Origin of the sequence: Actinoplanes sp. TBRC 11911, from assembly GCF_012933445.1 — a bacterium.
Lineage (GTDB): Bacteria > Actinomycetota > Actinomycetes > Mycobacteriales > Micromonosporaceae > Actinoplanes.
This window is the reverse complement of sequence record NZ_JABBNC010000004.1, coordinates 358,965-370,901: the sequence shown is the minus strand read 5'-3', so window position 1 is coordinate 370,901 and position 11,937 is coordinate 358,965. Positions and strand designations below refer to the sequence as shown.

At 70.1% G+C, this 11,937-nt stretch carries 16 protein-coding genes; 5 read left to right on the top strand and 11 right to left on the bottom strand.

Annotated features, from left to right (window positions below):
- Positions 1-4: 4 nt before the first annotated feature.
- Both HH310_RS09400 and HH310_RS45755 read left to right on the top strand, forming a co-directional pair.
- Positions 5-982 (top strand): aldo/keto reductase, encoded by a 978-nt coding sequence (locus tag HH310_RS09400; RefSeq protein ID WP_169175038.1) that lies wholly within the window; start codon positions 5-7, stop codon positions 980-982.
- Complete coding sequence (locus HH310_RS45755; protein ID WP_396027500.1) at positions 979-1,332, top strand: hypothetical protein; 354 nt, start codon at positions 979-981, stop codon at positions 1,330-1,332. Before HH310_RS09400 ends, HH310_RS45755 begins: the two co-directional genes overlap by 4 nt.
- Positions 1,333-1,431: 99 nt before the next feature.
- On the opposite strand, the gene HH310_RS09390 is transcribed toward HH310_RS45755, so the two are convergent.
- The 6 genes from HH310_RS09390 to HH310_RS09365 form a co-directional block, all read right to left on the bottom strand.
- Positions 1,432-1,635, bottom strand: a complete 204-nt coding sequence (locus HH310_RS09390) for a cold-shock protein (protein WP_030440218.1) — start codon at positions 1,633-1,635, stop codon at positions 1,432-1,434.
- 256 nt (positions 1,636-1,891) lie between these two features.
- Positions 1,892-2,164, bottom strand: coding sequence for a DUF4235 domain-containing protein (locus HH310_RS09385; protein WP_169175037.1), 273 nt, complete (start codon positions 2,162-2,164; stop codon positions 1,892-1,894).
- Positions 2,161-2,496, bottom strand: coding sequence for a DUF3618 domain-containing protein (locus HH310_RS09380; protein ID WP_169175036.1), 336 nt, complete (start codon positions 2,494-2,496; stop codon positions 2,161-2,163). Before HH310_RS09380 ends, HH310_RS09385 begins: the two co-directional genes overlap by 4 nt.
- A complete protein-coding gene (locus HH310_RS09375; protein ID WP_169175035.1) occupies positions 2,493-2,930 on the bottom strand; it encodes a phage holin family protein in 438 nt (145 codons plus the stop codon). The genes HH310_RS09380 and HH310_RS09375 overlap by 4 nt, the downstream gene beginning before the upstream one ends.
- 71 nt (positions 2,931-3,001) lie before the next feature.
- Positions 3,002-4,177 (bottom strand): mechanosensitive ion channel family protein, encoded by a 1,176-nt coding sequence (locus HH310_RS09370; protein WP_312033931.1) that lies wholly within the window; start codon positions 4,175-4,177, stop codon positions 3,002-3,004.
- A 94-nt stretch (positions 4,178-4,271) separates the two neighbouring features.
- Positions 4,272-5,096 carry a DUF1206 domain-containing protein gene (locus tag HH310_RS09365; RefSeq protein ID WP_169175034.1) on the bottom strand — a complete coding sequence of 275 codons (825 nt, stop codon included), beginning with the start codon at positions 5,094-5,096 and terminating at the stop codon, positions 4,272-4,274.
- A gap of 105 nt (positions 5,097-5,201) precedes the next feature.
- On the opposite strand from HH310_RS09365, the gene HH310_RS09360 reads away from it, so the two are divergent.
- Entirely contained in the window at positions 5,202-5,489 is a 288-nt protein-coding gene (locus tag HH310_RS09360; RefSeq protein WP_169175033.1) for a GNAT family N-acetyltransferase, read from the top strand.
- Here HH310_RS09360 and HH310_RS09355 read toward each other — a convergent pair whose 3' ends face one another.
- Complete coding sequence (locus tag HH310_RS09355) at positions 5,490-7,022, bottom strand: glycoside hydrolase family 3 protein (protein ID WP_169175032.1); 1,533 nt, start codon at positions 7,020-7,022, stop codon at positions 5,490-5,492.
- 134 nt (positions 7,023-7,156) lie between these two features.
- Here HH310_RS09355 and HH310_RS44750 point away from each other — a divergent pair, with 134 nt between their 5' ends.
- Both HH310_RS44750 and HH310_RS09350 read left to right on the top strand, forming a co-directional pair.
- A complete protein-coding gene (locus HH310_RS44750; protein ID WP_282438435.1) occupies positions 7,157-7,288 on the top strand; it encodes a hypothetical protein in 132 nt (43 codons plus the stop codon).
- A gap of 258 nt (positions 7,289-7,546) precedes the next feature.
- Positions 7,547-8,488, top strand: coding sequence for a carboxypeptidase-like regulatory domain-containing protein (locus HH310_RS09350; protein ID WP_169175031.1), 942 nt, complete (start codon positions 7,547-7,549; stop codon positions 8,486-8,488).
- Positions 8,489-8,544: 56 nt separating this feature from the next.
- Here HH310_RS09350 and HH310_RS09345 read toward each other — a convergent pair whose 3' ends face one another.
- From HH310_RS09345 to HH310_RS09330, 4 genes are read right to left on the bottom strand one after another with little or no spacing between them, the layout of a single operon-like run.
- The gene (locus HH310_RS09345; RefSeq protein ID WP_169175030.1) at positions 8,545-9,315 is read right to left on the bottom strand and encodes a DeoR/GlpR family DNA-binding transcription regulator; all 771 of its coding nucleotides are present in this window, start codon (positions 9,313-9,315) and stop codon (positions 8,545-8,547) included.
- 10 nt (positions 9,316-9,325) lie between these two features.
- On the bottom strand, positions 9,326-10,045 hold the full coding sequence (locus HH310_RS09340; protein WP_169175029.1) for an alpha/beta fold hydrolase: 720 nt from the start codon (positions 10,043-10,045) through the stop codon (positions 9,326-9,328).
- Entirely contained in the window at positions 10,045-10,875 is an 831-nt protein-coding gene (locus HH310_RS09335) for a sugar phosphate isomerase/epimerase (RefSeq protein ID WP_169175028.1), read from the bottom strand. The genes HH310_RS09340 and HH310_RS09335 overlap by 1 nt, the downstream gene beginning before the upstream one ends.
- Complete coding sequence (locus tag HH310_RS09330; protein ID WP_169175027.1) at positions 10,872-11,894, bottom strand: Gfo/Idh/MocA family protein; 1,023 nt, start codon at positions 11,892-11,894, stop codon at positions 10,872-10,874. Before HH310_RS09330 ends, HH310_RS09335 begins: the two co-directional genes overlap by 4 nt.
- Positions 11,895-11,937 lie beyond the last annotated feature (43 nt).

Here is an 11,937-nt window from a genome sequence, read left to right as displayed (position 1 = left end):
CGCCGTGGAGAATCGCAGTTTCAGCAGGATGGGACGGACGGTCGGAGCGATCGGCTTAGGCGCCTGGCAGTTGGGCGCCGACTGGGGTGAGGTGAGCGAGGCGGACGCGCACGCCACCCTCCAGGCCGCGGTCGACGCCGGCGTCACGTTCATCGACACCGCCGACGCGTACGGCGACGGCCGCAGCGAGCAGATCATCGGCTCGTTCATCAAGGACAAGCCGCAGATCACCGTCGCCACCAAGATGGGGCGCCGGGTCGCGCAGGTCCCGGGCAACTACACGCTGGACAACTTCCGCGCGTGGACCGACCGGTCCCGCGCCAACCTGGGCGTCGAGATGCTCGACCTGGTGCAGCTGCACTGCCCGCCGACGCCGGTGTTCTCGAACCAGGCGACCTACGACGCGCTCGACACGCTGGTGCAGGAGAAGCGGATCCGGGCGTACGGGGTCAGCGTCGAACGGGTCGACGAGGCACTCGCCGCGATGGCCCGCCCCGGCCTGGCCAGCGTGCAGATCATCTTCAACGCGTTCCGGCTCAAGCCGCTCGAGCAGGTGCTGCCCACGGCCCGGCAGGCCGGCATCGGGATCATCGCCCGGGTGCCCTTGGCCAGCGGCCTGCTCTCCGGCCGCTACGACGAGCACACCACGTTCGCCGCGGACGACCACCGCAACTTCAACCGGCACGGCGAGTCCTTCGACGTCGGCGAGACCTTCTCCGGTGTGGACTTCCAGGTCGGGCTCGAGGCCGTACGCCGGCTGCGGCCCCTGGTTCCGGACGGCGCCACGATGGCCCAGTTCGCGCTGCGCTGGATTCTCGACCAGCCCGGCGTCACGGTGACCATCCCCGGCGCCCGGAACCCGGAGCAGGCGCGGGCGAACGCGGCGGCCGCCGACCTGGCGCCGCTCTCCGAGGAGACCCTCGCCGAGGTCCGGAACGTCTACGACGAGCTGATCCGCCCGCAGGTACACAACAGATGGTGAATGAACCGACATCCGCCTTCCCCGAGGTGCCCGGCAGCGGCGCCTCGGGGGCCGGCGCCCCCGTCCCACATGATGGAACGCCGGCGGAGCCCGCCTCCCGCAACGGCCTGGGCGGGCCGCCGGTCGACGCCCCGCCGCCGCGCCCCCTGACCGGGTGGCTGTCGATGGCGCTGGGCATCCTTTTCGTCTTCCTCGGTGCCTTGTGGACACTGCAGGGCATGGACGTGCTGTCCGGCAGCAAGATGAGCGGCGCCTCGATCTGGTCGGTGATCGGGCCGATAGTCGCCCTGGTCGGCCTCATTTTGATCGTTCTAGGCGTCCGCCGCCGCAGCAAATCCAAGAGGTCCTAAGGCAAGACAAAGCCCCCGCATTGAACGTGCGGGGGCTTCTCAATCTTGCCGATCTCCGCCAGGCGATCGGCAGCCGGCCTCGCGACCGACCCGGTGGTCTCAGAGCGGGCGAACCTGCTCCGCCTGCGGGCCCTTCTGGCCTTGGGCGATCTCGAACTCGACCCGCTGGTTCTCCTCCAGACTGCGGTAGCCGCTCATCTGGATGGCCGAGAAGTGGACGAACACGTCAGCACCCCCGCCGTCAACGGTGATGAAGCCGAATCCCTTGTCTGCGTTGAACCACTTCACGGTTCCTTGCGCCATACTGAACTCTCCCTCTGGAAATGCCGACCCTGTGAATCCCGGGCCGATGACCGTTTTCGAGCAGCGGCGCCGATTGAGGCGGCCTTGCAGAGGACGTCCCGCAGCGAACCACGTACGCAAAAACTGGGCACACTGTACCTGAAAAACCGCCCTGAAAGCTGCCCCCTCGAGCCAATCGAATAAACGTCCGCGGATACGGAAAAGGCCCCCCACTTCGCTCTCGCGATGTGGGAGACCTTGAACCGTTAACCAACTTTCAGTTAGGCCATTGACCCGTCAACTTTCGTACGCCGACGGCACCACTCCGATCGACGGCCGCCTTCACGACAGAGAAGATGACGCCTTGCAACGCGGCGGCCGCGAGCACCTCGCCCCAGCCGCGGTCCTCATCGGTCGCGTTCGGTGCGTCGTCGTCGCCGGCCGCGGCCTTCCAGATCTTCTTGAACGCGAAGCCGGCGATGGCCCCCGCGCCGATCCCGAGCAGCAGCCCCACCGGCTTGTAGGCGACCTTGCCCAGCACGCCGCTCACCGTCGCCTCCCTCGCACGATCAGAATGATTCCGGCCAGCGCGACCACGCCGGCCACGATCAGCGACACCGGCACGCCGCCGGCCCGCACCTCGGATCCGTCGGCGGGCTCGGTCACGCCACGCAGCCGGTTGCGCCACCGGTCGGCGGCGTCGGCCGCCTGCATCTTCACCCGGTCCCGCGTCTGCTCCACCTGCTCGCGGGCGCGCGCCTTGACGTCGGCCTTGGCGGCGAGGGCCTGCACGGTCTCACCCAGCTCGGCCCGGGTCAACTTGATCTCGGCCCGGATCTCCTCGATGCTCGGTTTCCGGGGCGTCCCGTTGTTCTCGCTCATGCGTGGTTACGCTCCCTCGCCACCGCGTGCTTGACCTCGTCGACATCGGCCTTGACGCTCTCCGTGGCCGTCGGCGGGTTCTTGGTCGCCTTGGACACCTGGACCTTGCCGATCAGGGCGAGCAGCCCGGCGAGGAGGAACAGCGCGGCCGTCACGATCAACGCGGACAGCCAGAGATCCAGCACCAGGGCCAGCGCGATGATCGCCGTCGCGATGCCGGCGCCGACGCCGTAGAACGCGAACACGCCGGCCCCGCCGAACATGCCGATTCCGATTCCGGCGTGCTTGCCTTTCTCGGAGAGCTCCAGCTTGGCGAGGGCTATCTCGCTGCGCACCAGGCGGGAGACCTGCTCGCTGGCGAGATGGACCAACTCGGCAGTGGACTGCTCACCCGCCGGCCGTACGACACCGTCCGGTTTCCGAACATCGGCCATCGCGGCCCCCCTTTCGTGTCCCGGTTTATGCCCTGATCACCTTGGAGTCAATCCTGTTCCAGACATTGGCGTCAGTGCTTCGCCGGAACCGGCACCTGATCGTCCGGACCGGCGAATGCCTCGCCACGTGCTTTCCCATCGTTGCCCCCCGAGAACACCCGGTCGTCACCCGAGAGCGGGACCGGTCGCACCGGGGAGTGACCGTCCCGGTCGAGCGCCGGCGCCACCGTCGAGATGTCGGCACGCGTACGCGGGATGGCGTCCTGGTGGTGTTCCCATACGTAGGCCACCAGTCGCTCGCGCACCAGGCAACGCAAATCCCACAGGGCGGGCGCGTCGGCGGCACTGACCAGCGCGCGGAGCCGGATGTTGCCGCCCACCGCGTCGGTCACCTGGAGCACGCAGACCCGGCCGTCCCACAGCTCCGACCCCACGCACACCTCGCGCAGCTCCTTGCGGAGCGCCTCCACCGGAACGGACCAGTCGACGTCGATCTCGGCGGTCCCGAGCACCGCGGAGCCCGTACGGGTCCAGTTCTGGAAGGGTTTGGTGGTGAAGTACGACGTCGGCAGCAGCAGCCGGCGGTCGTCCCAGATCTGCACCGCGACGTAGGTGAGGGTGAGCTCCTCGATCCGGCCCCACTCCCCCTCGACGACCACCACGTCGTCCACCCGGACGGCGTCGGAGAAGGCGAGCTGCAGCCCGGCGAAGACGTTGCCCAGCGTGCTCTGGGCGGCGAGCGCGGCCACCACGCTGATCAGGGCGGTCGAGGCGAGCAGGCTGGCGCCCAGCGCGCGGATCCCCGGGATGGTCATCAGGATGATCCCGACCGTGATGATCACGATGGCCGCGACCGAGACCCGCCGCAGGATCACCACCTGCGTCTTGAAGCGGCGCCGTTTCAGGTTGTCCGGCACGTCGGTACGCCAGCGGCTCAGCGCGTAGTCCTCGAGCACCAGCACCAGGGCCGCGACCAGCCAGGCGAACGCGGCGATCGACAAGATCACCAGGACGTGCATGACGCCGCGGCGGGCGTCGAAGTCACCGGCGGCGGCCCTGGTCGACTGCTGGACCGTGAAGATCGTGACGGTCGCCAGGAACGGGTAATGCGCTGTTCGGGCCAGGTCGGCGGCGAGCGGGGAACGGCGGCCGAAGCGGCTGACACCCCAGTGCAGAGCCTCGACGACCACGATCGCGGTCCCGGTGGAAACGACGATGACGAGCAGAGCGGTCATGACGGCCCGCACGAGCTTTCTCCTCCGTGGGCGATTGCTGGACCGGCGCCAAGCTTGCCCTTGCCGCCGGTGTTAGCAACCCTCTCCCACCGAGGTCGGAGTTAGCTCACACTTTCCGGTACTTGGCCTGCGCGAAGCAATAGATTCCGAATGCGGCGATGCCGACAGCTATCAGAACCAGCAGCCAAACGCCGTACGACTCGGAAGCGAGGGTCTTGAGCGCGGCGTCCAATCCGCGAGCCTTGTCCGCGTCATAGGTGACGGCGGCGGCCACGAAAAGGATACCCGCGATCGTATAAGCCACACCTTTCGCCATGTATCCGGTCATACCGAGACGGATAGTTGATTTACGCACCGATGTCGCCATTTCCTGCGTCTTCAGGTGCTTCACGAACTTCTGCCGCAATCCGTACACGAAAATACCGATGCCGACGCCGGCGACGACCAATCCGATCAGACCGACCCACCAGCGGCCGCCCGCGGACGCCATCAGACCGGCGGACTTGCTTTCCTGGTTGTCGGCCATCGAGGGGCTGGCACCCTGGAACACCTTCCACGCCGTGTACGCCAGGTAGCCGTACAGGATGGCCCGCCCGGCCGAGACGACGCGTTCGAAGATCGCCCGGCGGTTGGTCAAGCCGCTCTCGCCGATGGCGGCCTCGAACAGCTGCCAGACCGCCATCCCGACCAGGCCGACCCCGATCGCGATCACCAGGAACCTGCCCCAGCCGTTGCCGGCCATCGTGCGCAGCGCGCCGGACTGGTCGGTCTCCTGGTTGGAGCCGCCGAACGCGACCTGCAGCGCGATCCAGGCGAAGAGGAGGTGGAGGATGCCGTACCCGACGAAGCCGGCCCGGGCCAGCCACTCCAGCGGCTTACTGTCGGCGGCCCGCGAAACGGTGTATTTGACGTTCGTGGTGGCGGTGGACATGCCCTTTGAATGTCCCGGCCCGACTTTTCGTAAACCCACCCGTAACTCGGGTGGGGTTGAACACCATCGGTGAGCACGCGTCCGGCGCCCGCCTAAGCTGGCGACGTGAGCGACATCGATGTACGCGACGTTCCCGGGCACAGCCGCTTCGAACTGCTCGTCGACGGCGAGTACGCCGGGCGCGCCGACTATCGCCTGCGCGACGGCCTCGTGGTGATCGTCCACAGCGAGGTCGAGGAGCAGTTCCGCGGCAAAGGCCTGGCCTCGGTGCTGGTGCGGCGCACCCTGGATCTGCTGCGCGCGGACGGCGCCAAGGCGAAGCTGGTCTGCCCCTACTTCGCGGCGTGGCACGAGAAGCACCCCGACGAGTACGCCGACATCATCGTCGACTAGTCACGCCGCCAGCGGCTGTGGCGCCGGCACCGAGGTGCCCGCGATGAGCTCGGCGGCGGCCTGACCGCAGGCCCGGGTCGCCCCGAAGGTCGCGATGTGCACCCCGCCCAGCACCGTCACCGGGACACCCATCTCGACCACGATCGCGTCCGGGCGGGCTCGCAGGACCCGGTCGAGCGCCTCGGCCAGCCAGGCGTGCCGGTGCACGTCGCGGGCGACCAGCACGAGCGGCCGGTTCGCCGCGCGGGCCAGCGCGGCCGGGAGTCCGCCGAGGTCGTCCGCGGTCAGCCGGTCCGAGGTGGTGCCGGGCATCAGGTCGTCGAGCGGGGCGCCCACGCCCCACGGCGTCTCGGCGCCGATCGCGATGTTGCGCGCCGGTGCGAACTCGATGACGTGCGGCGGCTGCGCGAGCGGCAACGCGACGCCGGCGTCGTGCCGGGTCACCCGCACCGCGCGGCGGGCCGCCTCGAAGCCGACCTTCGACGGACCGATCACCGGGTCGGCGAGCTGCCGCGCGCCGGTGGCGGTCTGCACGCGGGTGGTCCACTCGCCGAGCCGCCGGACCCGGGCCGCCGCGTCGCGCAGCCGGTCCTCGGCAAGTTCGCCGTCCCGGACCGCGCGGACGATGGCATCGCGCACCACGATCGCGGTCTGTTCGTCGGCGTGCTCGCCGCCCACGCAGATCGCGTCCGCCCCGGCCGCAAGCGCGCGCACCGTCGCGCCGCCCAGCCCGTAGGTGCGGCGCACGCCCTGCATCTCGATGGCGTCGGTGACGATCAGGCCGTCGTACGCCAGTTCCTCGCGCAGCAGACCGGTGAGGACACGCCGGCTCAGCGTCGCCGGAAGCTCCGGATCGAACGCCGGTACCAGCAGGTGCCCGGTCATCACGGCCCGTACGCCGGCGGCGATCGCGGCCCGGAACGGCAGCAGTTCGACGGCCTCGAGCTGGGCGCGGTCGCGGTCGATCAGCGGCACGTCGTGGTGCGAGTCGACAGCGGTGTCGCCGTGACCCGGGAAATGCTTGGCACAGGCGGCCACGCCGGCGTCCTGCAGGCCCCGCACGAACGCCGCGGAATGGCGCGCGACCAGCTGGGCGTCGGCGCCGAACGCGCGTACGCCGATGATCGGGTTGTCGGGGTTGCTGTTGACGTCGGTGTCCGGCGCGTAGTTCAGCGTGATGCCCGCGTTCGCCAGGTCGGTGCCCAGGTCGCGGGCCACCGCCTCGGTGAGCTGCGGGTCGTCGATCGCGCCGAGCGCCAGGTTGCCGGGACGCGAGCTGCCGTGCCGCGACTCCAGGCGGGTGACGTCCCCGGCCTCCTCGTCGATCGCCACGATCACGTCGGGCCGTTCGGCACGCAGTTGCGCGGTCAGCGCGGCCACCTGAGCCGGTGACTCGACGTTACGAGCGAACAGTGCGACGCCACCGAGGCCGTCCCCAAGCCACCGGCGCACCCAGTCCGGCGCGGTCGTCCCGACGAATCCCGGCTGCAGCACCGCCGCTGCCAGCTCCGGCAGTTCTCCCTGGTTAGGCATGGGCCCCCGTACCTCCGGTGACGTCACGCGCGCTCGTGGGAGCGCGCCCCCCGTTGTGCCGGTCCATGGTCACACCCGTTCAGTCTTTAGTCAACAAACCTTTCTATTAGCCTGCGCCCGATACGATGCGTTCCGTGCCTACCGTCATCGCCGCCGGCTCCGGGGTCGACTGGTCGCAAATCGACGCCGTACGACTGCTCGGGGTCGCGCTCGCGGCACTGATCCTGCTGTGGGCGATCCGCCGCATGTTCGGCCGTAAGAAATAGCGCCCGCCGCCCGCCGCCGGGGGCGCCGGCACGGTGATGGGCCACGAGAAGGACCGTCCTCTTCGACGAGATCGGCTACCAGACCCTGTCGGTCCCGGTCGTGCTGGAACACCGACTGCTCATCGCCCAAAAGGTTGCCGCGATTTACTGTCGGGTTTGGACACCCCGGGTTCGTGCCACGCTCGAATCGGTTGTCCCTGCTGGGTTTGCGGCGCGGATAGCGTCCTCGCCAGACCTCACAACCCGAAGGGAAACCAAATGCAGTCATCGCGTGTTCTCCGCCGGACCGTCCTGGCCGCCGCGCTCGCCGGGGTCGCCGCCGCCACCACCGCGGCCGCTCCCGCTTTCGCCGGCGAGGCGACCGGCAGTCTTTCCGGCGTCGTTCGGGACACCCGCGGTGCGGTTGTCCGGGACGCCATCGTCTCCGCGTACCTCACCCCGTCCGGCGACCCGATCCAGGCCCTGGCGACCGACGCCCACGGCCGGTTCCGCATGGCCGGGCTGAAGGCCGGGACCTATCAGCTCCAGATCGGCATGGGCGGCTGGTCGGAGTGGGCGCCGGGCCGCGTCACCGATCCGGCCCAGGCCGGCAGCTACCGGGTGCGGGCGCACCACGACACGGTGGCCAACAGCAAGGTCACGGCCGCCGGCACCATCGCCGGCCGGTTCTTCACCGCGGACGGAAAGCCCGCCGCGAACGCGGCCGTCCGCATCAGCAACGTGAACACCGCCACCGAGACCACCGGCAGCACGGCGGCCGACGGCACGTTCCGGATCGCCGTCCAGCCGAACCAGACGTTCGTCGTCAGCTACGCGGCGGGCGCGATCACCGAGTATGTGCCGCACACGTTCAACTCGTCCGAAGCCACCAATTTCTTCGTTCGCTCCGGTGCCACCGTGAAGATCACGGACCGGGCGATCGCGGCCGCCGGGATCTCCGGCCGGGTGACCGACGCCGCGGGGGCGCCGGCCACCGGGGTGACGGTCAGCGTCATGAACGTGGACACCACCGCCGAGTTGGGCACGGTCACCGGCGCGGACGGCTCGTACGACTTCGCCGGCCGGTTGGTGCCGGGCCGCTACCAGGTGCGCTTCAGCGCCGGGGAGCACAGCCAGGACGCCGCCGAGATCGTCGCGCTGGCTTCCGGCCAGACCACTGTCGTCGACGCCCAGCTCGCCTGGACCGTCGCGGTCGGCTAGTTCAGTTCAGCAACGCGGAACCGCCCCGGAATCCTCCGGGGCGGTTTTCCTTTCGTTCACCGGGTCTCGCGCACCTCGACGCCATGCCTCCGGCACCACCGTGCCACGTCGTCGGGGAGGCGCTCGGTGATGAGCAGGTCGACGCGGTCCAGGCCGCACACGCTCACGAAGTCGGCCGTGCCGAACTTGCTGCTGTCCATCGGCACGATGACGCGGCGGGCGCGGTCGATCACCGACTGCTTGATCTGGGCCTCGGTCACGTCGGCGACGCTGATGCCGTCCTCGGTCAGGCCGCTGGCGCCGATGAACGCGACGTCCACGGTGAACCGGGCCAGCGTCTCCAGCGCCACCGGACCGACCAGCGAACCCCCGAGCGGCCGCACCGAACCGCCCAGCAGCGTGTGCCGCAGCCCTTCGCGCCCGGCCACCGCGTTGGCGACGCCGAGCGCGTTGGTGAGGATGTTGAGGTCGGCCGGTTCGAGCCTCTCGGCGATGGCCTGCACGGTCGTGCCCGAGTCCAGGTAGACCGACTCGCCACGGGCGATCTCGGCCCGGCACGCCTCGGCGATCTTCTGCTTCGCGCCGCGGTGCAGTTCGCCGCGGTCGTGCAGCGTCTGCTCGAGACGGGACTCGACGGCGATCGCCCCGCCGTGGGTGCGGCGCAGCAGCCGGCGATTGTGCAGGTCGCTGAGGTCCTTGCGGATCGTCGGCTCGGTCACCCCGAACATCTCGACGAGGTCGGACATGCGGACCCGGCCCTTTGCTGTGACGGTCTCGAGGATCCGCTGGCGCCTCTCCTCGGCGAAGACCGGGCCCGGCTGTGACATGCCGGGAAGTTTAGTGTTCAAGTGCGTCGACCACCGCTTCCCGCACCGCCGCCTGGTGCTCGGCCGGGTCCGGCAGCTTGCGCGGCACCATGACCAGGCGCGCGCCGGGGATCAGCGCCCGCATCTCGCGCGCCAGCCATTCCGGGTGCACCGGGTCCTGCGGCGCCGCCACGATCGTGACGTCACCACCCAGCTTCCGGTACGCCTCGACCCCCGCCAGCGGCAGGCTGAACGGCATCTCGGCAAGCACCCGGGCACGCTCGACCGCGCACGGGCGGGTGAACTGGCCCAGCAGCGACTGCGCCATCGCCGGCGCCTGCTCGGCGATCCGCTGGTACACGGCGGTGGCCCGGAACGCGTCCGCGTCGACGCCGCGCGTGGTCAGGATCCGCGCGATGGTCAGAAACGGCTCCAGGTGCGGCGGTGGCGTGTCGAGCAGCCACGACGGGCGCACCAGAATGAGCTTCGTGACGAGGTCGGGCCGGGCGGCCGCCAGCGCCAGGGCGACGCCGGCACCCATCGAGACCCCGGCCACCGCCACCGGCCCGTCGAGCTGCGATGCCGCCCGGGCCGCGAACGCGGCGAAGGTGATCGGCTCACCCGGGATCAGATCGGTCGAGCCGTGGCCGGGCAGGTCAGGGGCGATCCGCGTAGCGGCGTAGGCCTCCGGGAGCAGACTCAGCGCCTGACGCCGGTCGCCGCCGAGCCCGTGCAGCAGCAGGACGCTCATCATCGCTCGGCCCAGCGGATCAGGTCGGTGCGCACCCGGGCGGCGTCCGATTCGGACGCGTCCTGCACGATCAGCGGGACCGGAGCGACCCGGTCGAGCTGGCTGAGCAGTGCCGGATAGTTCATCAGCCCGGCTCCGGCGGCCGAATACCCCTCGGCCACGACGTCCTTGGCCTGCGCCCCGATGACGCGGTCGCCGAGCAGGTCGATCGCCTCGCCGATGATCTCATCCTGCCGGCTGACGGTCTGCGGGGTCAGCAGGTTCGCCGGGTCGAGGACGATGCCGATCGGGGCGTCGTCGCCCAGCTCCTTGAGCAGCCGCGCGGCCGTGGGCGCGTCGCGGATCACGTTGCCCGGTTCGGGTTCGACCCCGAGGCGTACGCCGGTGATCGCGGCGGCCGTGAGCAGCGGATCCAGCGTGTATCGCAGGTCGGACCAGGCGTCCGGGTCGTCGTTGCCGGGGTGGGCGCGCCACATGTTCAGCGGATCGCGGGTGCCGGTGCAAAGCGTGACCACGTCGGCGCCGAGCAGCGGGGCGAGACCGATCAGCCGCACCGCGTCCCGCGTCTGCCGGGCTCGCAGGACGGCGTCGGGGTGGATGACGTTATAGGTGGCGGAGATGCTCGGGATGCCGGCGCGCGCGGCCGTGAACGCGCGGCGCACGTCGAGGAAGACGCTCTCGTCCACGGCGGTGGCCAGCGTCGGCAGGCCGATCGCCGCGAAGTTCCAGTGCGCGAGCGGGTAGCCGGCTTTCGCCACCTCGGCGGCCACCTGGTCGGGGCTGTCGCGCACGAACGTCCGCGCGAAGATGCCGAGCCGGTCCGCGATCACAGCTTCACCTCCGTGCCACTCTCGACAGCCGCGGCGGTGGCTTCGATGAGGCGTACGGCCTGGAGCCCGTCCCGCACGTCGGGGGTCGGCCGGACGTCTCCCCGGACGGCCTGGGCGAAGGCCTCGATCTGCCGCTCGTACGCGTTGCCGTCGGTGCGGACGGGCGAGACGGTCTCGCCGTTCGTGTAGGCCTGGACGTTGGATGCCAAGCGGTAGAACGGGAACGGCGTGTCGATGCGCACCGAGGCGTCCGAGCCGAAGACCTCCAGACCCTCGGTGGGCACGCCGGGGACGTCGACCGTGATGCTCACCGTGCCGATGACGCCGGACGCCAAGGTCAGCAGCAGCTGCCACGTCTGGTCGCGGCCGTCCTGCCGGTGTTTCGCGATCACCCCGGTGACGTCGCCGAGCAGATAGCGAATGGTGTCGAAGAAGTGCGCGCCGTGCGTGGCCAATAAGTAGCGCCGGCGGTCGGCCTTGAACGCGGCCTCGGTCGTGCGGGCCTGCTCGTCGGCGTACACGCGCGGGAACAGCGTCGCCTCGATGCCGGGCCGCAGATCGCCGATGCGATACCACGCGGTGAAGCTGCGCGGCTGCCCCAGCCGCTCGGCCACGAACCGGTGCGCGAACTGCATGCCCTGGTCGTGGCGTTTCATCGCGCCGACCTGAAGCACCAGCCCGGTCTCGTCGACCAGCGCGGCCAGCGACTCGGCCTCCGCGGCGGTCGAGGTGAGCGGCTTCTCGACCAGGACGTGCTTGCCGGCGCGCAGCGCGTCGGTCGCGATCGCGTGATGGAACCGGTCGGGAGCGGCCACCACGACCGCGTCCGCGTCTCGGAAGGCGTCGTGATGATCGGTGTAGGCGGCCGGGATGTCGTAGCGCCGGGCGACGGCGGCGGCGACCGCTTCGCTCGGGTCGGCGACCGCGACGAGTTCCACCCCGTCTGCGTTTTCGATGGCCGGGAGATGCGCGACCTGCGCGATCCGGCCACATCCCACGAGTGCGAGCCGTACGGGCATCGGAACCCCTCCCGCTTGCTTCCGGTTCAGTTTCGTTTGCCTG